General features: G+C 46.2%; 23 protein-coding genes. All 23 read left to right on the top strand.

What is annotated here, in order from left to right; genetic code table 11:
* The first annotated feature begins 22 nt into the window (after positions 1–22).
* Complete coding sequence (locus AC4EHJ_RS03645; RefSeq protein WP_490974227.1) at positions 23–781, top strand: metallophosphoesterase; 759 nt, start codon at positions 23–25, stop codon at positions 779–781.
* Between the two features lie 71 nt (positions 782–852).
* Entirely contained in the window at positions 853–1,821 is a 969-nt protein-coding gene (locus AC4EHJ_RS03640; protein WP_490974226.1) for a YpdA family putative bacillithiol disulfide reductase, read from the top strand.
* Positions 1,822–1,907: 86 nt separating this feature from the next.
* On the top strand, positions 1,908–2,876 hold the full coding sequence (locus AC4EHJ_RS03635; RefSeq protein WP_490974225.1) for an asparaginase: 969 nt from the start codon (positions 1,908–1,910) through the stop codon (positions 2,874–2,876).
* 80 nt (positions 2,877–2,956) lie between these two features.
* The gene (prsW, locus tag AC4EHJ_RS03630; protein ID WP_490974224.1) at positions 2,957–3,637 is read left to right on the top strand and encodes a glutamic-type intramembrane protease PrsW; all 681 of its coding nucleotides are present in this window, start codon (positions 2,957–2,959) and stop codon (positions 3,635–3,637) included.
* 407 nt (positions 3,638–4,044) lie between these two features.
* Entirely contained in the window at positions 4,045–4,719 is a 675-nt protein-coding gene (cmk, locus tag AC4EHJ_RS03625) for a (d)CMP kinase (protein WP_490974223.1), read from the top strand.
* A 1-nt stretch (position 4,720) separates the two neighbouring features.
* Positions 4,721–5,305, top strand: a complete 585-nt coding sequence (locus AC4EHJ_RS03620; RefSeq protein WP_490974222.1) for a lysophospholipid acyltransferase family protein — start codon at positions 4,721–4,723, stop codon at positions 5,303–5,305.
* A gap of 75 nt (positions 5,306–5,380) precedes the next feature.
* Positions 5,381–6,526 carry a 30S ribosomal protein S1 gene (rpsA, locus tag AC4EHJ_RS03615; RefSeq protein ID WP_490974221.1) on the top strand — a complete coding sequence of 382 codons (1,146 nt, stop codon included), beginning with the start codon at positions 5,381–5,383 and terminating at the stop codon, positions 6,524–6,526.
* A gap of 22 nt (positions 6,527–6,548) precedes the next feature.
* Positions 6,549–7,583, top strand: a complete 1,035-nt coding sequence (gene fni, locus AC4EHJ_RS03610; RefSeq protein WP_490974220.1) for a type 2 isopentenyl-diphosphate Delta-isomerase — start codon at positions 6,549–6,551, stop codon at positions 7,581–7,583.
* Positions 7,584–7,676: 93 nt separating this feature from the next.
* Complete coding sequence (gene der, locus AC4EHJ_RS03605; protein WP_490974219.1) at positions 7,677–8,987, top strand: ribosome biogenesis GTPase Der; 1,311 nt, start codon at positions 7,677–7,679, stop codon at positions 8,985–8,987.
* Positions 8,988–9,009: 22 nt separating this feature from the next.
* Positions 9,010–10,029: an NAD(P)H-dependent glycerol-3-phosphate dehydrogenase gene (locus AC4EHJ_RS03600; RefSeq protein WP_490974218.1), complete on the top strand. Its 1,020-nt coding sequence runs from the start codon at positions 9,010–9,012 to the stop codon at positions 10,027–10,029.
* Positions 10,030–10,116: 87 nt separating this feature from the next.
* Positions 10,117–10,320 carry a DUF2768 domain-containing protein gene (locus AC4EHJ_RS03595; RefSeq protein WP_490974217.1) on the top strand — a complete coding sequence of 68 codons (204 nt, stop codon included), beginning with the start codon at positions 10,117–10,119 and terminating at the stop codon, positions 10,318–10,320.
* Between the two features lie 10 nt (positions 10,321–10,330).
* Positions 10,331–11,041, top strand: a complete 711-nt coding sequence (locus AC4EHJ_RS03590; protein ID WP_490974216.1) for a YphF family lipoprotein — start codon at positions 10,331–10,333, stop codon at positions 11,039–11,041.
* A gap of 184 nt (positions 11,042–11,225) precedes the next feature.
* A complete protein-coding gene (locus AC4EHJ_RS03585) occupies positions 11,226–11,498 on the top strand; it encodes an HU family DNA-binding protein (protein WP_135500796.1) in 273 nt (90 codons plus the stop codon).
* Positions 11,499–11,730: 232 nt separating this feature from the next.
* Positions 11,731–12,306: a GTP cyclohydrolase I FolE gene (gene folE, locus AC4EHJ_RS03580; RefSeq protein WP_490975610.1), complete on the top strand. Its 576-nt coding sequence runs from the start codon at positions 11,731–11,733 to the stop codon at positions 12,304–12,306.
* A gap of 36 nt (positions 12,307–12,342) precedes the next feature.
* Complete coding sequence (gene mtrB, locus AC4EHJ_RS03575) at positions 12,343–12,564, top strand: trp RNA-binding attenuation protein MtrB (RefSeq protein ID WP_490974215.1); 222 nt, start codon at positions 12,343–12,345, stop codon at positions 12,562–12,564.
* 81 nt (positions 12,565–12,645) lie between these two features.
* Complete coding sequence (locus tag AC4EHJ_RS03570) at positions 12,646–13,422, top strand: heptaprenyl diphosphate synthase component 1 (protein ID WP_490974214.1); 777 nt, start codon at positions 12,646–12,648, stop codon at positions 13,420–13,422.
* A gap of 5 nt (positions 13,423–13,427) precedes the next feature.
* Complete coding sequence (locus tag AC4EHJ_RS03565; protein ID WP_490974213.1) at positions 13,428–14,123, top strand: demethylmenaquinone methyltransferase; 696 nt, start codon at positions 13,428–13,430, stop codon at positions 14,121–14,123.
* A gap of 22 nt (positions 14,124–14,145) precedes the next feature.
* Positions 14,146–15,120 carry a heptaprenyl diphosphate synthase component II gene (hepT, locus tag AC4EHJ_RS03560; protein WP_490974212.1) on the top strand — a complete coding sequence of 325 codons (975 nt, stop codon included), beginning with the start codon at positions 14,146–14,148 and terminating at the stop codon, positions 15,118–15,120.
* Positions 15,121–15,205: 85 nt separating this feature from the next.
* Entirely contained in the window at positions 15,206–15,652 is a 447-nt protein-coding gene (ndk, locus tag AC4EHJ_RS03555) for a nucleoside-diphosphate kinase (RefSeq protein ID WP_135500802.1), read from the top strand.
* Between the two features lie 660 nt (positions 15,653–16,312).
* A complete protein-coding gene (aroC, locus tag AC4EHJ_RS03550; protein ID WP_490974211.1) occupies positions 16,313–17,485 on the top strand; it encodes a chorismate synthase in 1,173 nt (390 codons plus the stop codon).
* A 2-nt stretch (positions 17,486–17,487) separates the two neighbouring features.
* A complete protein-coding gene (aroB, locus tag AC4EHJ_RS03545) occupies positions 17,488–18,564 on the top strand; it encodes a 3-dehydroquinate synthase (protein WP_490974210.1) in 1,077 nt (358 codons plus the stop codon).
* Positions 18,561–18,944 carry a chorismate mutase gene (gene aroH, locus AC4EHJ_RS03540; RefSeq protein WP_490974209.1) on the top strand — a complete coding sequence of 128 codons (384 nt, stop codon included), beginning with the start codon at positions 18,561–18,563 and terminating at the stop codon, positions 18,942–18,944. Before aroB ends, aroH begins: the two co-directional genes overlap by 4 nt.
* The gene (locus tag AC4EHJ_RS03535; protein ID WP_490974208.1) at positions 18,941–20,029 is read left to right on the top strand and encodes a prephenate dehydrogenase; all 1,089 of its coding nucleotides are present in this window, start codon (positions 18,941–18,943) and stop codon (positions 20,027–20,029) included. Before aroH ends, AC4EHJ_RS03535 begins: the two co-directional genes overlap by 4 nt.
* The last annotated feature ends 13 nt before the right edge of the window (positions 20,030–20,042 follow it).

Here is a 20,042-nt window from a genome sequence, read left to right as displayed (position 1 = left end):
TTATGGAAAGGAAAAGATTCATATGAAAAAGCTTATTTTTGGCGGGCTGGCGATTGGAGCTGCGCTGCCTCTTAAGATGGTGCGGAATGCTTTCGCCACAAATCTGCGGCGGCAAGCAATCGGGCTTCGAGCATCCAAACCATTCCTGCCATTTGATATGATGTTCATCTCTGATGTACACAGGAGAATCTTGCCGGAAGCAATGTTCCGCTTCCCCGTGGACATCATTGTCATCGGGGGTGACTTTACAGAAGGTGGCGTACCGTGGAAACGGGTGGAAGCAAATCTCCACATTCTGGCTCAGCGGGCTCCTGTCTATTTTGTGTGGGGCAATAACGACCGTGAAATGGATGAAACCAAACTCCGCCAGCTTTTTGCCAAATACAATGTCAAAGTGCTTGAAGACGAGTCAGTTTCGTTATTCGGACAGCGCCATTTAAGGCTGGTGGGAATCGATTATTTCGCCTATAAAGAAAATTCGGTTGAGGCAGCATTCTCAGAAGTCCGGGAAAGTGATACGGTCATTTTCATTTCCCATACACCATTTGTGTTCAAAAAGATAAGGAATCGGCATAAAGTTGATTTCGCTTTGGCCGGACATACCCATGGCGGGCAAATCCGTTTTGGAAAGCTCGGAATTTATCGGCCAGGGCGGACCGAGGCTGTAGATGGTGTCGTCCAACTGATCAGTAATGGATTTGGCACAACTAAATTGCCGATGCGTCTCGGGGCAGAACCTGAGTTCCATCTATTGACGGTGTATCCGCTCGCGGAAAGCTGACGCATTCAAGTGGCGGCAGCTGAGAAAATCCATTATGCTTTAAAGAGAGACAGACAGCGGGAGAGATTTAAATGATAAAAACAGACGTAATTATTATCGGAGGCGGCCCTTGCGGTTTGGCAGCGGCCATCGACTTGAAAAAGATCGGCCTGCATCCGACCGTTATTGAAAAAGGCAATATCGTTAACGCTATTTACAATTATCCGACACACCAGACTTTTTTCAGCTCCAGTGAAAAGCTGTCAATCGGCGATGTCCCCTTCATCACAGAAGACCGCAAAGCAAAGCGCAACCAGGCGCTTGTTTATTACCGTGAAGTCGTGAAACGCAGCGGTATTGAAGTGCGGCCATTTGAAACGGTTCTATCAGTGGAGAAAGATGGGCAATTCATCGTCACGACGTCAAAAGAAACGTATTCAGCCAAATATGTCATCGCTGCTACCGGTTATTATGACAATCCAAACAAACTGGCGGTCGAAGGAGGAGACTTGCCTAAAGTCATGCATTATTTCAAAGAAGGCCATCCTTATTTCGATCAGGATGTATTGGTCATTGGCGGCAAAAATTCAGCAGTCGATGCTGCGCTTGAATTGCATAAAGCCGGCAGCCGAGTCACTGTGTCCTATTACGGCACGAGCTATTCAAAAAGCATCAAGCCTTGGATCTTGCCGGAGTTTGACGGCTTGGTCAGAAAAGGCGAAATCACGATGCTGTTTGACTCAATTGTCGATAAAATAACGGAAACCGAAGTCGAGCTGACTGTTAACGATACAAAAGAACGGATTACAAATGATTTTGTCTTTGCCATGATCGGCTACCACCCGGATCACGAATTCTTGAAAAGGATGGGGATTTCCATCGATCCGGAATCTGGGAGGCCAAATTTCAATGAAGAGACGATGGAGACCGATGTAGAAGGTTTATACATCGCAGGTGTCATTGCTGCAGGCAATAACGCCAATGAGATCTTTATCGAAAACGGCCGCTTCCATGGAGGCCAGATAGCCGAAAGCATTGCTGGAAAAGAGGGTGCACAATAAGTGCATCTTCTTTTTGTTTTTATTAGCAATCGGCTTCTTCCCGTATGCAAATTCGTGTAAAATAGACCCCATAAGGAGCGATGTACATGAAAAAGAAAGTATCTCTACTCACCACCGGCGGAACGATCGCCAGCAAAGAAATTTCGAAAGGCCTGCTAAAATCAGGTGCGATTTCCGGCAAAGAACTTGCAGCGCTATGCCAGCTGCCGGAAGAAATAGAAGTGAACGTCATTGACGTCTTTCAGCTTCCAAGCATGCACATCGGTTTCAACGAATGGGAAGTGCTGAAAAAAGCGATTGATAAGGAACTTGCGGATGAAACAGTTGATGGAATCGTTGTCACCCATGGCACGGATACGCTCGAAGAAACGGCTTATTTTCTGGATTTGACGATTGATGACCACCGAACAATTGTCGTCACAGGATCTCAGCGTTCTCCAGACGATGTAGGCACAGATGTCTATTCCAATTTAAGAAACTCTGTATACGTCTCCGTCGACCGCACATTGCGCGGCGTGGGAACGGTAGTTGTCTTTAATGAACGGATTTATTCCGCCAAATACGTCAAAAAAGTGCATTCAAGCAACTTGCAGGGCTTCGATTCGTTCGGGCATGGCTATTTGGGCATCATCGACAATAATGTGGTCAGCGTTTACCAGAAGCCGATTGATCATGAAGTTAAAAAAATGGGCAATGCCATTCCGCGCGTTGACATTGTAAAATGCTTTTCCGGCCAAGACGGCTTGCTCATCGATCTGCTGGTGCGGGGTGGTGCGAAAGGGATTGTCTTGGAAGCGGCAGGGCGTGGGCAAGTTTCTCCATATATGGTGGATTCGATTGAAAAGGCAGTGGCAAAAGGCGTAGTGGTGCTATTGACGACGAGTGCAGAAGAAGGGCGTGTCTACCCAAGCTACGGCTACCTCGGAAGCGCGCATGACTTGATGCAAAAAGGCGTGCTGCTGGGCAGTGATTACGACAGTAAAAAAGCCCGGATTAAGTTGGCCGTGTTGCTTTCGGTTTCTGAAAAAGTTGCTATTGATGCTTTTTCCAATTAACACCCATCTATTGTAGAATATCTAAAATTTCCCATTTGAATATGGTATAATAAGGGCAAATCCAGCAAAGGGGCATCCATATGATAATTCTATTAACTGTTGCGATTGCTCCGAGCCTGGCGTTGTTCAGTTACTTTTATTTGCGCGATGAATTTGCAGAGGAGCCGTCTAAATTATTATTCCAATGCTTTATTTATGGAGCGGTTCTGACGTTTCCTATTTTGTTCATACAATACGTCTTTGATGTCGAAGGCGTTTTCTCAAGGGTGTTTGCGCAAAAGGTCTTTTTTCCGAGTATCGTCGAAGAATTTTTCAAATGGCTAGTGTTGATCATTGCTGTTTACCGGCATATCGATTTTGAAGATCCGTACGATGGGATTCTTTATGGAGCGAGTGTCTCACTTGGCTTTGCAACAGTCGAAAATATCTTATACCTGTTTGAGTTTGGCATGCAGACAGCTTTCTTAAGAGCGTTTCTGCCCGTTTCCAGCCACGCCTTATTTGGAGTGGTGATGGGTTATTATCTTGGAAAAGCGAAGTTCTCAAGGGGCAAAAGCGGCCGGAAATGGCTGGGGATAGCTTTATTCGCTTCAATGATTCTCCACCTGTCTTACAACGCCATCCTGTATTTGAATACTACCTGGTCTTACGGCGTAATTCCGTTCATGATCTTTTTGTGGTGGTTCGGCCTGCGCAAAGTCAAACAGGCTCATCAAATGAGTTTAAGCCATTACCATGACAATACTTCGCTGCATCCGTAAAATCTTGTGCGTGTATGCTAATGAAAAAAGGTATCCCGGAAAGTCACAGCTGATGACTTTCCGGGATATCTTTTTTCGATCTTTACGGCAAAGTGCGCCCCTAAAATCTAAACGTCCGCTTGCGCTTTTCTTGTGTCTAGACTCCAGCGGACAGATTCTTGAGTCGCAAGCCCTGCCAACTGTGCGGCACAGAACGCGCTACTTAAATACACTTAATACAAGCTGCTCCTGTCCCTGCAACGCTGCGCTAGCTTCGGGACATGAAAAACCGTTGCAGCACTTCGTGCTTCGTCGCAAAGTTATAGCCCCAGTAGCCTTTGGGCTATAACTTGCCCCTCGAATCTAAACATCCGCTTGCGCTTTTCTTGTGTTAAAATATGTTGAATACATATGATGAGGTGACATTTTTGACGAATCCAATACAAATCGCAATCGACGGCCCAGCAGCAGCTGGTAAAAGTACCATAGCAAAAATAGTGGCTGAGCAATTAGGCTATATTTATATCGACACGGGCGCAATGTACCGCGCCATCACATTAAAAGCGATAAATGAAGGCATTAATATGGCCAGCAATGAAGAAGCGGGCGAGTTGCTGCTTCGCACACAGATAGACTTAGAGCCTTCTGACAACGGGCAGTTGGTGTTCATGGACGGCGAGGAAGTAACTGAAGCAATCCGCACACAGCAAGTCACAAAAGCGGTATCGGAAATGTCTGCACACGCACTTGTCCGCGAACGCATGGTCGAACTGCAGCGCCAGCTTGCGGAAAGCAGAGGCGTTGTCATGGACGGGCGCGACATCGGGACAGATGTTCTGCCAAACGCAGCATTAAAAGTATTCATGTCAGCGACTGTTGAGGAACGGGCACAGCGCCGCTTTGCAGATAACCAGGTGCGCGGCATCAACACTCCTTTAGCCGAGCTTCAAGAAGAAATCGCCGCACGCGATAAAATGGATTCTGAGCGCGAAGTATCTCCGCTTAAGCAGGCAGAGGATGCAATTTATATCGACACGACCGATTTGACAATACGCGAAGCGGCCCAGGAAATTCTTACGATGGCCAAAGAAAGGATGGCATAATGTGAATTTATACGCATTCGGCAAAACCTTAGTGAAAACTGCCTTAACTCCACTTTACCGCTTTGAAGTGGTGGGCCATGAAACTTTCCCAAAAGAGGGCGGCATCCTTCTTTGCTCGAACCATATCCATGCGCTCGACCCACCAGTCGTCGGGATGACCGCTCCAAGAACGGTTCATTTTATGGCGAAAGAAGAATTATTCAAGTTGCCAATCCTTGGCGGGCTGCTGCCAAAAGTCAATGCTTTTCCAGTGAAGAGGGGCATGAGCGACAGGGAAGCAATGCGCACAGCCCTTAAAATCCTCAAAAGCGGCGAAGTGGTCGGATTGTTTCCGGAAGGTACGCGTTCGACTGACGGTGTTTTGAAAAAAGGGCTGAGCGGGGCAGGATTCTTTGCCTTGCGTGGCAACGCAGACGTTGTTCCGTGTGCCATCATTGGCCCGTATAAAGCGTTCCGCAAAGTCAAAGTAGTGTTCGGTGAACCGATTACCATGGAGCCATTTAGAGAGCGTAAAGCGACGGCAGAGGAAGTAACTGAAGTGATTATGGCATCCATCCAGAAGCTTTTGGATGAAAACAGCAAATAAAAAGTGATAATTTTTGTTTTTATTAGAGAATTCGAATAAAATAAGATGTGTATAGTTTGTGAAGGAGGGCTACTGATGTCTGAGGAAATGAACATGACGGAAAACCGTGACTTCCAAGTGGGAGATCACGTAAAAGGTACAGTTCTTAAGATCGAAGAAAAAGCAGTAACCGTAACAATTGATGGCGCGCCATTTGATGGGATCATCCCGATCAGCGAATTGTCGAGCCTCCACATCGAAAAAGCATCGGATTCAGTTAAAGAAGGTGACGTTCTCGACTTGATTATTACAAAAGTCGAAGATGAGAACTTTGTATTATCAAAGCGTAAAGTGGATGCTGAACAAGCATGGGACTTGCTTGAGAAAAAGTTTGAAACTGGTGAAATAATCGAGACGGAAGTGAAAGATGTCGTCAAGGGTGGGTTGGTTCTGGACCTTGGCGTGCGCGGCTTTGTGCCGGCTTCGCTAGTAGAAGATTATTTCGTCGAATCGTTCGAAGATTATAAAGGCAAAACACTGGCGTTCAAGATTGTCGAAATGGAAAAGGAAAACAACCGTTTGATTCTTTCCCATCGCGCTGTAGTTGAAATGGAAAAAGAATCACAAAAAGAAGAAGTTATGGACACCATTCACCAAGGCGATGTGTTGAAAGGGAAAGTCCAGCGCATTGCGTCATTCGGCGCATTTGTCGATATTGGCGGAGTCGATGGACTTGTCCATATTTCTCAGTTGTCGCATGAGCATGTGGAGAAAGTATCCGACGTGGTGAAAGAAGGCCAGGAAGTGACGGTAAAAGTACTGTCAGTAGACCGCGATTCCGAGCGCATTTCACTTTCGATCAAAGATACGCTTCCAGGGCCATGGGATGCGATTGAAGAAAACGCGCCAAAAGGTTCGGTCCACACAGGTAAAGTGAAGCGACTCGTTAGCTACGGCGCGTTTGTCGAAGTGCTGCCTGGAGTAGAAGGTCTTGTGCATATTTCCCAAATTGCGCATAAGCATATCGGTACGCCTCATGAAGTGCTGAGCGAAGGGCAAGAAGTCCAAGTGAAAGTGCTTGATGTCAACAAAGCTGATAAACGTTTATCTTTAAGCATTAAAGAGCTTCAGGAAAAAGAGGCTGAACAATCGTATACCGACTATGAAATGCCTGAAGAGTCAAGCGGCTTTTCCATCCGGGATGTTATTGGCGACAAATTAAAAGGTTTCAAATCCGAATAGAATGTCCAGGGCCGATAGGAAAATGGATCATATAAGATTTGCGGTGTCGACTGGCCAAGGCAGGGAAACGATGTTTGATGATGTCCGTTTAATCCATCAAGCTTTACCTTCCCTTGGCGTTGAAGATATCAGCCTTCATATCAGGACAGGTGATTTGAAATTGGAATCACCTGTTTTTATTAATGCCATGACGGGCGGAGGCGGCTCGGAGACGGCCAAGTTAAACGGTTTGCTCGCCCGCGCCGCAAAGGAAACGGGTTTAGCGATGGCAGTCGGTTCTCAAATGGCCGCGCTGAAAGATCCCGCTGAACGGACGACTTATGAAATTGTGCGGAAAGAAAATCCCGACGGTTTTATCATGGGCAATTTAGGCAGCGAGGCCAGTGTCAGCCAGGCGCAGCAAGCAGTGGAAATGATCGGGGCAAACGCCCTTCAAATCCATTTGAATGTTATCCAGGAGCTGACCATGCCAGAAGGAGACCGGGATTTCAAGGGAGCGCTTGAACGCATCTCCGCTATTGCGGAAAGCTTGCATGTACCGGTCGTCGTCAAAGAAACCGGATTTGGCATTTCGCGGGAAGCGGCAGAAAAATTAGCGCGTACCGGAATCGCTGCAATTGATGTGGGCGGTTTCGGCGGGACAAACTTCGCTTCGATTGAAAACGAACGGCGTGCACGAAAACTTTCCTATTTCCAGGATTGGGGCATTCCCACCGCGGTTTCAATTATTGAAGTAAAAGAAGTATTTCAAAAAACGGTGATTGCTTCCGGAGGCATCCAGCATGCACAGGATGCCATTAAGGCTTTAGTGCTGGGAGCGGATGCTGTAGGTCTTGCAGGGGCATTCCTTAAAAAAGCGATTGAGGGCGGAGAAATCGGCTTGATCGAAGAAATCGGCTTGTTGCAGGAAGACATGCGAATGATGATGACCGCTCTAGGAGCGGCGGAGCCAGCTGGATTAAGAAGCTGTCCCGCTATTCTGTCCGGTGGTTTGAGCCATTATTTAGCCATGCGCGGTTATGACCCGGCAGTGTATGCCAATAGAACCAATAACTGAAAATTACACCTTTTAGGGTGATGGACATTTACAAGATGCCATCGCCTTTTTCGTGTATAATAAGAATATCAGAAGTGGAAGGATGAATTTATTATGGCAAAACCGGTAGTAGCAATCGTTGGCCGGCCGAACGTAGGCAAGTCCACGATTTTTAATCGCGTGGTCGGGGAACGTGTATCCATCGTGGAAGATATTCCAGGAGTCACACGTGACCGCATCTACAGTTCAGCTGATTGGCTGACTCATGAATTTAACATTATTGATACAGGAGGCATCGATTTAAGCGATGAGCCTTTCTTGGAACAAATTCGCCAGCAGGCTGAAATTGCCATGGACGAAGCGGATGTCATCATTTTCCTAGTAAACGGCCGTGATGGCGTCACGACGCAGGACGAACAAGTTGCGAAAATTTTATACCGCACGAAAAAGCCAGTCATTCTGGCTGTCAATAAAATCGATAACCCGGATATGCGCCATATGGTATTTGATTTTTATCAATTGGGTATGGGCGAACCTTACCCGATTTCAGGTTCACACGGTTTGGGCATCGGGGATCTTTTGGATGAAGTTGCGAAAAACTTCCCGAAAGACGACCAAGAGGAATACCCGGACGATGTTATCAAATTCTCATTGATTGGCCGCCCGAATGTCGGCAAATCTTCTTTGGTGAATTCATTTTTAGGAGAAGAACGCGTTATTGTCAGTGAAATTGCGGGAACTACCCGTGACGCGATCGATACTCAATACGAATACGATGGCCAACCGTATGTCATTATCGATACGGCAGGTATGCGCAAAAAAGGTAAAGTGTATGAATCGACAGAAAAATACAGCGTGCTGCGTGCATTGCGTGCGATTGAACGCTCAGATGTCGTTTTAGTTGTGCTCAATGCCGAAGAAGGCATTCAGGAGCAGGACAAAAAGATCGCAGGCTATGCCCACGAAGCGGGCAAAGGCGTCATCATCATTGTCAACAAATGGGATGCTGTCGAAAAAGATGAAAAAACCATGAACGTAATGACGCGGAAAATCCGTGAACATTTCCTTTTCCTGGATTATGCACCGATTATGTTCGTATCTGCTATCAGCGGTAAACGTGTCCATAATATCCTCGAAATCGTCAACCGGGTGAATGATAACCATGCAAGACGCATCCAGTCCAGCATCCTGAACGAAGTCATCGAAGATGCAGTTGCGATGAACCCTGCGCCGAGTGATAAAGGCCGCAGATTGCGCTTGTATTATGTTACTCAAGTGGCCATCAAGCCGCCGACATTCGTTGTCTTTGTCAACGAGCCTGAACTGATGCATTTCAGCTATGAGCGTTTCCTGCAAAACCGGATCCGTGAGAGCTTTGACTTTGAAGGAACGCCGCTCCGGTTGATTACGCGCGCCCGGACATAATTGGAAAAAGGTGGTTACTGATATGGAAAAAATATCTGTATTTGGAGCAGGCAGCTGGGGCACGGCGTTAAGCTATGTGTTAGCGCAGAATGGCCACGATGTACTGCTTTGGACACACCGCGCAGAACAAGCGGAAGAAATCAACCAGCATACGAACAACCGATATCTTAAAAACATCAAGTTGCCTGAAAACTTGAAGGCTACAAGTGATTTGAAAGCGGTTGTCAACCATTCGGCGACTTTTGTCATCGCTGTGCCGACAAAAGCGGTAAGGGAAGTATGTTCTGCTATCACTGCGGAGCTGAATAAACAAGCCTTATTTGTCCATGTTGCTAAAGGCATCGAACCGGATTCCTTGAAGCGCATCAGTGAAATGATCCGCGAAGAGGTTCCGTCACAATGGCTTGAAGATGTGGTCGTCCTTTCCGGACCCAGCCACGCGGAAGAAGTGGTGCTTGAACAACCGACGACTGTCACGGCAGCCAGTGAAAATACGGCATCTGCTGAAAAAGTCCAGGACCTGTTCATGAACCATTATTTCAGGGTTTACACGAATACCGACATTATCGGAGTGGAAATCGGCGGCGCGCTTAAAAACATCATTGCTTTGGCAGTCGGCATCACCGATGGATTAGGGTATGGCGACAATGCAAAAGCGGCATTGATGACGCGCGGACTGGCTGAAATAGCCCGTCTCGGCGTCAAGATGGGTGCTACGCCGCTGACCTTTTCCGGTCTTACAGGCGTCGGCGATTTGATCGTAACATGCACGAGCCCCCATTCACGCAACTGGCGTGCAGGGAACATGCTTGGCAAAGGCAAAACGATCGATCAAGTGCTTGAAGAAATGGGCATGGTTGTTGAAGGCATCCGTACGACAAAAGCCGCCCATCAATTGTCAGAGGCCTACGATGTGCCTATGCCGATTACAGACGCTTTGTACGCAGTTCTGTTTGAAGGCGTGTCTACAAAAGATGCTGTGGAATTGCTGATGGGACGCATGAAAAAGAACGAAATGGAAGATCTCATTAACTTGCTTTAATTGTCACAAAAGAAGAAGCAGCGTTACTCTGCCTCTTCTTTTTTTGTGCTATACTATGGTCTGAAACAGTACGAAAGGCGGTCTATTATGAGCTCTTTAGACAAAATGTGGGTCTCGTTTGCGGGAATTGCTTTTTTGATCATTTCAATGGGCATGATTTATTTAAGTAGGTATAAATTACAAAATGGCATAGTGAAATTCGTTTTTGCGTTAATCGCTTATATTCTGCTGATTCTTGGATTCTTTATAATGGTGTTCATCGTATTCAGCGGCCCTACAGGCAGCGCGTGAGGTGAGAAAAATGAAAAAAATATCATTAATCGCTATTCTGGCTGCAGCGGTGATGTTCCTATCGGGCTGTATGTTCCCAGAGAGCGAACGGGCGGAAAACCAGATTCCTTACGAAGAGCAAGTCATTCAGGTGCAGAATGCGGTAAATCAGTTTAGGGGAGCGCAAGGCGGTCTCTTGCCGATTAAAACGCGGGAGATGGATGTCGATCAATACATCAAATACCCGATCGATTTCGCTAAAATCGTACCGGCTTTCTTAGCTGAAACTCCGCCAAATGCATTTGAAACAGGCGGCATTTTTCAATACGTGCTTATGGATGTTGAAGAAAACCCGACAGTGAAACTCGTTGATTTGCGTATAGCTGAAGAAATTCGCACTATTAATGTCCGTAAAAGCGCGAATGGCGGCCGTGCTCCGATCGCGGAAATCGTGGCGGACAATGTCTATAAGCTGAATTATAAAGCGATGGGCTTTAACGAAGAACGCTTCGTTGTCAGTCCCTACAGCGGCAGAAACCTGCCATTGGTCGTCAATGGCCAAGGGGATGTCTTTGTCGACTATTCAATCGATCTGTACTCGGCAATCCAGGAGTATGACGGCACTCTTGAAGCCGGGCAGGACATCCGATTTTTGCTATATGAGGACAATCCGGTAGTACCGGCTTATTCTCTTCCTTATACCGTAGACGAGAATAATGAACCGGTCTTTAAAACAGAGTGAACTAGAGCGAAATTGCTGATTTAGCGCGGTTTTCCTAAAAATTAACGAATTTACAGGATAATAATTGAATATTTGTTGGTTTTATTGGAAAACCGCGCTATTAGTTGTTGCTATGCATTTTTTGTTATGATACTCTTTTTACAGGATTGAACGATTGCATCCCCTTTGAGAGGAGGTGAATAGCATGAACAAGACAGAATTAGTGAACTCTGTTGCTGAAGCAGCTGAACTTTCTCGTAAAGATGCTGCAAAAGCAGTTGACGCTGCATTTGAAGCGATTCAAGAAGCTCTAACTAAAGGTGACAAAGTACAATTGATCGGATTCGGTAACTTTGAAGTACGCGAACGCGCAGCACGTAAAGGTCGCAACCCGCAAACTGGTGCTGAGATCGAAATCGCTGCAAGCAAAGTTCCTGCATTTAAGCCAGGTAAAGCACTTAAAGACGCAGTGAAATAATCTTCTTTGCAGTACATAGAATGACTTTTGCGAGATTCGTTCCCGCAAAAGTCATTCTTTTTTTAAGTTTTCAATTTTGCCAACAAACCATACATATGCTACGATTTGTGAGAAAAGCGGAAGCGTTCGGAATGGGCCGGTTTATGCTTGGCGATATCCGGGCTAATCGCGTGTAACTTGAACGGCTTCAAATAGTGATTTGTCTTTTACGGGGGGAAGAATAGTGATAGATATGAATTCTAATAAAGTGGACTTAGATAAAATAGAGAAGGCAGTGTCGATGATCCTTGAAGCGGTTGGAGAAGATCCAACGCGTGAAGGCTTGCTTGATACACCGAAGCGTGTCGCGAAAATGTACGCTGAAGTATTTTCCGGTTTGCGTGAAGATCCGAAAGAGTATTTCAAAACAGTTTTCCATGAAGGCCATGAAGAATTGGTTTTGGTGAAAGACATACCGTTTTATTCGACGTGTGAACATCATTTGGTGCCGTTCTTCGGGAAAGCCCATATCGCTTATATTCCAAGAGATGGTGTCGTGACTGGCCTCAGCAAATTAGCGAGAGCAGTCGATTCAGTAGCGAAACGGCCGCAGCTGCAGGAGCGCATCACTTCGACCATTGCGGACTCGTTAATGGAGTCGCTGAATCCTCATGGCGTGTATGTGATGATTGAAGCGGAGCATATGTGCATGACGATGCGAGGCATTAAAAAACCTGGCGCTAAAACAGTGACAGCTGTGTCCCGCGGAATTTTTGAAAAAGACGATGTAAAACGTTCGGAAATTATCACGTATATCAACATGGCTTGATAAAATGCCTATCAGTTACCGGAAGAGGGTGAAAACATGGCTCAACCAGAATACATTGTAATCCGCGCGCTTGAAGACGGCGTGAACGTGATCGGTTTAACTCGAGGCAATGATACGAAATTCCACCATTCCGAAAAGCTTGATAAAGGCGAAGTGATGATTGCCCAGTTTACTGAACATACATCTGCGATGAAAATCCGCGGCAAAGCGGAAATCCAAACGGCGCACGGCCTTACCGAAAGCGAAGCGAAAAAGTAGGCGTATTGTATGAAGGCGAGGCTGTGCCTGTGATATACTATAGGTGTATGGTATGGCTAAACCATGAATGGAGCAAGCAGTATGAATGAACAACAAATACATTCAAAAATCACTTTTGTGGAAACCGATGTGCTGAAAGCTGTTAAGCAACGCGCACTCGATAAGTTCACAGACGGCCCATCAGTTCAACGGGCGAGGTTGTTTTTTTTGATTTTGCCTTTTTTTGATAATAAAATGTGGTCCACTGATATTGAACGAGCTGCTAAAACCGTGTCTATCGTCTATGCGGCTTTGCAGGCCCACGATTTAGTGGAAGACGATGTATTGGCAAACAAAAAACAGCAATTGACAGTATTGGCAGGGGATTTCTATAGCGGAATCTATTACAAGATGCTTGCCGAAACCAATAATATAGCGATGATCCAACGGCTTGCCACAGCCATCATTAAAGTGAGCGAGAAGAAAGCATCATTTTATACTAGCGAAATACGGTCAATGGACGAAATCGATGAAGCTGTTAAGCAGATTGAAACTGAACTATTGTTTTCGTTTTATAATTTTTATGGGTACCAGGAATATTCTCATTTGGCGGCCTTGATGCTCACCTATAATAGATACACCTCAGAACTCGACTGTTTGCAGAAGGACGGCCAAAGCCTGGCTTTACAGATGATGAATGAGACATTACGGCATCCGCTGCAGACCGAGCGCTGGCTTCTGGATAAACTTGATGCGCTGTATGAAGAAATTCTGCAGACTATCGGCACACATAATTTTAGTTACGAACTCAAAAATTTTATGCTCCATCAAATAACCCCGCACCAGCATAGAGCTGAGCAGCTGACCCGAGAAGGATGACTGACATGCAAAAGACGAAAGAACAGCGAGTCCACGAAGTTTTCGAAAAGATATCGGTTAACTATGACCAGATGAACTCTGTCATCAGTTTCCAGCAGCACAATAAATGGCGCAAAGATACGATGGACAAAATGCAAGTCCCGAAAGGCGCATCAGCTATCGATGTGTGCTGCGGTACAGCAGATTGGACGATTGCGCTTGGTGAAGCAACAGGCGTGGCAGGCAGAGTAGTTGGTCTCGATTTTAGCCAGAACATGCTGAATGTCGGCATTGATAAGACGCAGGATATGCCGCAGGTTGAGTTGGTTCAGGGCAATGCGATGGAGCTGCCATATCCGGACAACTCATTCGATTATGCGACAATCGGTTTCGGCCTGCGCAATGTACCGGATTATGAACAAGTCTTGTCTGAAATGCACCGCGTTCTCAAGCCTGGTGGAATGATCGTGTGCCTAGAAACGTCACAGCCGAATAATGCATTCAAACCGTTTTTCCGGTTTTATTTCCGCTTTATCATGCCGGTATTCGGAAAATTGTTCGCCAAAAGCTATAAAGAATATTCATGGCTGCAGGAATCTGCCAAAGATTTCCCTGGCATGAAAGAATTGGCGGCGCTCTTTGTGAAAGTCGGATTTGAAAAAGTGAAATACAAGCCTTATTCAGGCGGTGCAGCGGCATTGCATATGGGCATAAAAAAGTAAAATAGCGGGAGAAGGTTTTCTAGTGGAAAAGGTGAAGATGAAATTGCTCTATTCTGACCTTAAACCAGAATTGGATTTAATTGAAAAAGAATTAGAACAGGCAGTGGATTCCGAGTCTCCTCTTTTAAACGATGCATCGCTTCATTTATTGCAGGCCGGAGGCAAAAGGATCCGACCTGTTTTTGTTTTGCTTGCGGGCAAATTCGGAACATACAATATTGATGTCATGAAACAAGTTGCTGTGCCGCTTGAACTGATTCATATGGCATCTCTGGTCCATGATGACGTCATAGACGATTCCGAAATGAGAAGAGGCCAGCTGACGGTCAAAGCGGAATGGAATAACAGTGTTGCGATGTATACGGGAGATTTTATACTGGGGCGTGCCTTGGAATACATCACCGATATCGATTCGCCAAGGCTGCATCAAGTTTTGTCGCAGACGATGATTGAAGTGTGCCGCGGTGAAATTATTCAAATAGAAGATAAATATAAATTAGACCAGAACCTGCGTGATTATTTGCGCCGCATCAAGAGAAAAACCGCTTTGCTGATTTCTTCAAGCTGCGAGCTTGGGGCAATGGTTGCCGAAGCGGATGAAAAAACAATTGCGCATCTTCGGAGATTCGGGTATTTCATCGGCATGTCGTTTCAGATCATCGATGACATACTGGATTTCACCTCATCGGACGAAGAGCTCGGCAAGCCTGCTGGCAGCGATTTTATCCAAGGCAATATCACATTGCCGATTTTGTATGCGCGCAACAATCCGGAAATCTATCAATTATTGAAAGACAGCCTACAAAAAGAACTGACGGATGCCGAGAGGCTCCATGTCGTCAAAGTGATCCGGGATAGCTCGGCTATCGATGACGCAAAAAAAGTCAGTGAAAAGTACTTGAACAAAGCTTTGGCTGAACTGGATCATCTGCCAAAAGGCCAAGCCTCAAAGACGATGCGCAAAATTGCGTTTTTCATCGGCAAGAGAAATTTTTAAGATGGCAGTTGACAAATAGCATCAAACTGATAGTATTTTTTAAGGTGGGCATAAAGCCCGAGCTTTATACAGAGGAGTGTTCATAATGGAAAAAACTTTCTTGATGGTTAAACCTGACGGCGTACAACGCAATGTAATCGGTGAAATCGTTGCACGTTTTGAGAAAAAAGGATATCACTTAGCAGGTGCTAAATTGATGCAAATCCCAACTGAATTAGCTGAAGAGCATTACGGCGAGCACAAAGAACGCCCATTCTTCGGAGAATTGGTTGACTTCATTACTTCTGGACCAGTTTTCGCAATGGTATGGGAAGGCGAAAACGTTATTTTGACTGCACGTCAAATGATGGGCGCTACTAACCCTAAAGACGCAGCTCCAGGAACTATCCGCGGCGACTTCGCAGTCACTGTCGGCAAAAATATGATCCACGGTTCTGATTCAGCTGAAAGCGCTGTTCGTGAAATCGGCTTGTTCTTCAAAGAAGAAGAATTGGTATCATACGAAAAAACGATCAACAACTGGGTAAACTAATCCCGCTAAAAAAGCAGCCTCGCTGCTTTTTTATTTTGCCTGGAAATCTGTGAGAGCAGTGTATGTTCTTTCATCGATATTCCGCAAAATAGCTGCGCTTGCTGCGGGCGAGCGCCAAGCCTCCTCAGCCCGCTGTCGCGTGCTTCCGGGTCTCGGCTGTCTCGCTTTCCCGCAGGTGTCTCCGCTGTTTTGCTCCATATCTTGAGGTTGTCTAGAAAGTACAGAGTCCTAAATAGCTAGTTGTTCGATAAAAGATATGATTTGCTATCAAGAAATACCTTTGAATGAAGCGGAGGGTGGCGACTCCTGCGGAAGCAGTGATGGAGCAAAGCGACAGAGCGACACGTGGCGAAGACCCTGGAGCGAACGCAGTGAGTGAAGCGGCTGAGGTAGTGCCCGCGAAAGCGTCCACCTGAAGCGAAATGAGAAGTTGCAAAACACTCTCCATAAAGACAAAAACCCATCCAAGTCTCTGGATGGGTTTTTGCATATCTACTAAAAAAGGAAATATACTCTCTAATACTATTTCAAAATAAGGGATTTTTCGGATTTTGTAATTAATTGAAGTTTCACATTATCGGAATTTAGGATAGAATTGTTGAAATACTATATGTTATAGTGTTATTTAAATACTTTAGTGCGTTGAAGGGAGAAAGTGCCATGCGTTATTTAACTGCAGGAGAATCACACGGTCCACAATTGACAGCAATAATAGAAGGTCTGCCGGCACAATTGCCTTTAACGGCGGAAATGATCAATAAAGAGTTGAAACGCCGCCAAGGCGGACATGGTCGCGGCAGAAGAATGCAAATCGAGAAAGATACAGTGGAGATCGTCTCCGGCGTTCGGCATGGCAAGACTCTTGGCTCACCAGTCACATTGGTTGTTAAAAACGATGACTGGAAGCATTGGACGAATATCATGGGCATTGGCCCTATTGAAGAAGATGACGAAGTGAAACGCCAATTGACGCGTCCACGTCCTGGGCATGCGGATCTTAACGGCGGTATGAAATATGGCCATCGCGATTTGCGCAATGTTCTTGAACGGTCATCTGCACGTGAAACGACAGTCCGGGTAGCAGTTGGGGCAGTAGCGAAGCAATTGCTGACGGAGTTGGGTGTTGAAATAGTCTCCCACGTTACGGAAATCGGCGGCATTAAAGTCGACCCGCAAAGCTACCAAGGCAAGAGCGCTGCTGAAATCCGCGGATTGGTCGAAGTGGATGCGGTGTATTGCGCTGATCCATCCGTTACACAACAAATGACCGACCTGATTGATGAAACAAAAAAGAACGGTGATTCGATCGGCGGCACTGTGGAAGTGATTGTGGAAGGCATGCCTGCTGGAATCGGCAGCTATGTGCATTATGACCGCAAACTTGACGGTAAAATGGCGGCTGCCATGATGAGCATCAACGCGTTCAAAGGCGTTGAGTTCGGATTAGGTTTTGAAATGGCGAGGCTGCCTGGCAGCAAGGTACATGATGAAATTTTGTGGAACGAGCAGCAGGGCTATACCCGCAGCACAAATAATTTGGGCGGCTTTGAAGGTGGCATGACAACGGGAATGCCGATTGTCGTGCGCGGTGTGATGAAGCCGATTCCGACACTTTATAAACCGCTGCAAAGCGTTGATATTGATACGAAAGAAGCTTTCCAAGCGAGCATCGAACGTTCTGACAGCTGTGCTGTACCGGCGGCGTCGATTGTTGCCGAGCACGTCATTGCGTGGGAAGCTGCGAATGCGTTATTAGAGCAATTTGATGCGGACCAAATGCCGCGCTTAAAAGAAAATCTGCAGAGTTACTTAAAATACGCGAAGGAGTTCTAAAAATGAAATCACTGCGAGTTGAAGCTGGAAAACCTTATGATGTCCATATTGGAAGAGGCGTTTTGAAATTATTTTCCACAGAGTACCGCGAATTGCTGGAATCTGTGGATGCTATTGCCGTCATCGCTGACGAAAATGTCGCTTCGCTTCACCTTGACTATTTGCTTTCTTTTTTGGAACCTTTCCAAGTGCGCGTCTTCAAGATTCCTTCAGGCGAAGGAGCGAAATCGATTGAGGTCTTCATGGATTGCCATAGTTTCCTGCTGGCTGAAGGGTTCTCGCGCAAATCGCTCATATTGGCTTTCGGGGGAGGAGCGGTAGGGGACGTCGCAGGATTTGTCGCTTCCACATTTATGCGGGGCATCCCTTACATTCAGGTCCCGACGACGATTTTGGCGCATGACAGTGCAGTTGGCGGGAAGACAGCGATCAACCATCCGGCTGGCAAAAATATGATTGGGACTTTCTATCAGCCTGCAGCAGTGCTTTACGATATTCAGCTGCTCCATACATTGCCGGCGAAGGAAGTTCGCTCCGGTATGGCGGAAGTCATAAAGCACGCTTTTATTTCAAACGAAAATTGGCTGGACGAAATGTTGAAAATAAAGTCTCTGGACACAATATCAGATGAAAAAATGATGCTTCATTTGGAACGGGGAATTGCAGTGAAAGCGGCAATCGTCGAAGAAGATGAATACGAAAGCGGCGTTCGCAAGTATTTGAATTTCGGCCATACCTTGGCGCACGCCATTGAAGCGCATCTCGGCTACGGCCGCATTACGCACGGGGAGGCGGTAGCACTTGGCATGGCATATGCTTTGCAGCTGTCTGGCCATTCGCGGCTGATGGATTTCCTTTTATGGTGCAAATCGAACGACTATCCGCTTGAAAGGCTGACAAGCATCGCGTTCAAAGATGTTCTGGGCTACATGAAAAAAGATAAAAAATCTTCCGGTGGCACTTTGAGCTTCGTTTTGCTGAAAGAAACCGGAATCCCTTATATGGAAACGATTGATGAAAAGCGTGCGGAATCCGATTACGAGGAATTGCGCTCGAAAATAAATGAGGTGCTTGAATGATACGTGGAGTAAGAGGAGCCATCACAGTTTCTGCAGACCAGCCAGAAGAAATTTTAAAAGAAACCCGTACTTTGATTTTGGAAATGGTAAAAGAGAATAAGATTGTCCCTGATGATGTTGCGTCGGTGATTATTTCGACGACTACGGACATTTCTTCAGCATTCCCGGCGAAAGCGGTTCGTACCATCGAAAATTGGACGTATGTTCCAGTTATGTGCACCCATGAAATGGATGTGCCCGGCAGCATGCCTTTATGCATCCGAGTCATGATGCACGTTAATACGTCGATTCCACAACAAGAGATCCAGCACATTTACTTAAATGAAGCAGTGAAATTGCGTCCGGATCTGATTAAAGCCAAAGAGGCTTCTTCGCTATGAAGGCAAATGTCCTGATTATCGGCCTTGGCTTGATCGGTGGTTCTTTAGCGAAAGCGCTGCAGCGCCATTCCGAGGTACACGTTGCGGGATATGACGCAGATCCGTTGACGGCAAGAAAAGCATTTAAAATGGGCATCATTAACAGTTGTCCGCCGTCTCTTGAAAAAGCAGCGTCGGAAGCGGATGTCATTGTCTTTGCGACTCCGGTCGGCGCTACTTTACGGTTAATGGAACAAAGTAAGTTTTGGGATTTGAAAAAAGACGTCATTTTAACGGATACCGGCAGCACAAAAGCCCAGATCATGGAGGCTGCTGCTACGCTAAACCACGCGTTTATCGGCGGCCATCCAATGGCCGGTTCCCATAAAAGCGGCGTTGAAGCTGCCAAAGACATGCTGTTTGAAAATGCGTTTTATATTTTGACGCCCGCAGAAGGCGTCAGCAAGGACCAAGTGGCGTTTCTTGAAGAGCTGCTGTCTGTCACCAAAGCGAATATCGAAGTGCTTCCAGCGGACGAACACGATTATATGACGGCGATCGTCAGCCATTTCCCGCATCTTATCGCTGCGTCACTTGTGCACCAATTGGCGAAAGAAGAGGATTATCCGTTTGCGAGGCAATTGGCGGCGGGAGGTTTCCGTGACATAACCCGCATCGCATCTTCCAATCCGGAAATGTGGCGTGATATTACCACCCAGAACAATCGCATGATCGTCCACCAATTAACGAATTGGATGGCAGAGATGGAAGGGTTGCGCAACCTGTTGCTAGACAATAAACCCGAATCGATTGAGCAATATTTTCAACAGGCGAAAACTGTCCGCGATGAATTGCCGATTGCCGGGCATGGCGCATTATTCAGCGTCTACGATTTATATGTCGACATCCCGGATGTTCCAGGGGTCATTTCCGAATTGACAGGTTATTTGGCTGAAGAACAGATTTCCATCGTTAATTTAAGGATTCTTGAAACCCGTGAAGATGTTTTCGGTATTCTCGTCATCAGCTTTCAGACACCTGAAGACCGTGAACGGGCAAAAGACTGCATCAGCAAGAGAACTGCATACGATACGTATATTTCTTAAAGGAGAGGCTCCA

It is taken from the genome of Planococcus sp. TJ-301 (assembly GCF_058268475.1).
The sequence above is the reverse complement of the archived record's forward strand: the minus strand, read 5'-3'. Positions and strand labels throughout refer to the sequence as shown.

Excerpts from the sequence above, each read along its gene's own strand:
- AC4EHJ_RS03600 (WP_490974218.1), top strand. The coding sequence starts at position 9,010 with ATGGAAAAAATATCTGTATTTGGAGCAGGCAGCTGGGGCACGGCGTTA.
- AC4EHJ_RS03585 (WP_135500796.1), top strand. The coding sequence starts at position 11,226 with ATGAACAAGACAGAATTAGTGAACTCTGTTGCTGAAGCAGCTGAACTT.
- aroC (WP_490974211.1), top strand. The coding sequence starts at position 16,313 with ATGCGTTATTTAACTGCAGGAGAATCACACGGTCCACAATTGACAGCA.
- fni (WP_490974220.1), top strand. The coding sequence starts at position 6,549 with ATGGATCATATAAGATTTGCGGTGTCGACTGGCCAAGGCAGGGAAACG.
- rpsA (WP_490974221.1), top strand. The coding sequence starts at position 5,381 with ATGTCTGAGGAAATGAACATGACGGAAAACCGTGACTTCCAAGTGGGA.
- aroB (WP_490974210.1), top strand. The coding sequence starts at position 17,488 with ATGAAATCACTGCGAGTTGAAGCTGGAAAACCTTATGATGTCCATATT.
- AC4EHJ_RS03570 (WP_490974214.1), top strand. The coding sequence starts at position 12,646 with ATGAATGAACAACAAATACATTCAAAAATCACTTTTGTGGAAACCGAT.
- der (WP_490974219.1), top strand. The coding sequence starts at position 7,677 with ATGGCAAAACCGGTAGTAGCAATCGTTGGCCGGCCGAACGTAGGCAAG.
- aroH (WP_490974209.1), top strand. The coding sequence starts at position 18,561 with ATGATACGTGGAGTAAGAGGAGCCATCACAGTTTCTGCAGACCAGCCA.
- AC4EHJ_RS03565 (WP_490974213.1), top strand. The coding sequence starts at position 13,428 with ATGCAAAAGACGAAAGAACAGCGAGTCCACGAAGTTTTCGAAAAGATA.
- AC4EHJ_RS03590 (WP_490974216.1), top strand. The coding sequence starts at position 10,331 with ATGAAAAAAATATCATTAATCGCTATTCTGGCTGCAGCGGTGATGTTC.
- AC4EHJ_RS03635 (WP_490974225.1), top strand. The coding sequence starts at position 1,908 with ATGAAAAAGAAAGTATCTCTACTCACCACCGGCGGAACGATCGCCAGC.
- AC4EHJ_RS03640 (WP_490974226.1), top strand. The coding sequence starts at position 853 with ATGATAAAAACAGACGTAATTATTATCGGAGGCGGCCCTTGCGGTTTG.
- prsW (WP_490974224.1), top strand. The coding sequence starts at position 2,957 with ATGATAATTCTATTAACTGTTGCGATTGCTCCGAGCCTGGCGTTGTTC.
- mtrB (WP_490974215.1), top strand. The coding sequence starts at position 12,343 with ATGGCTCAACCAGAATACATTGTAATCCGCGCGCTTGAAGACGGCGTG.
- AC4EHJ_RS03535 (WP_490974208.1), top strand. The coding sequence starts at position 18,941 with ATGAAGGCAAATGTCCTGATTATCGGCCTTGGCTTGATCGGTGGTTCT.
- AC4EHJ_RS03595 (WP_490974217.1), top strand. The coding sequence starts at position 10,117 with ATGAGCTCTTTAGACAAAATGTGGGTCTCGTTTGCGGGAATTGCTTTT.
- ndk (WP_135500802.1), top strand. The coding sequence starts at position 15,206 with ATGGAAAAAACTTTCTTGATGGTTAAACCTGACGGCGTACAACGCAAT.
- AC4EHJ_RS03645 (WP_490974227.1), top strand. The coding sequence starts at position 23 with ATGAAAAAGCTTATTTTTGGCGGGCTGGCGATTGGAGCTGCGCTGCCT.
- folE (WP_490975610.1), top strand. The coding sequence starts at position 11,731 with ATGAATTCTAATAAAGTGGACTTAGATAAAATAGAGAAGGCAGTGTCG.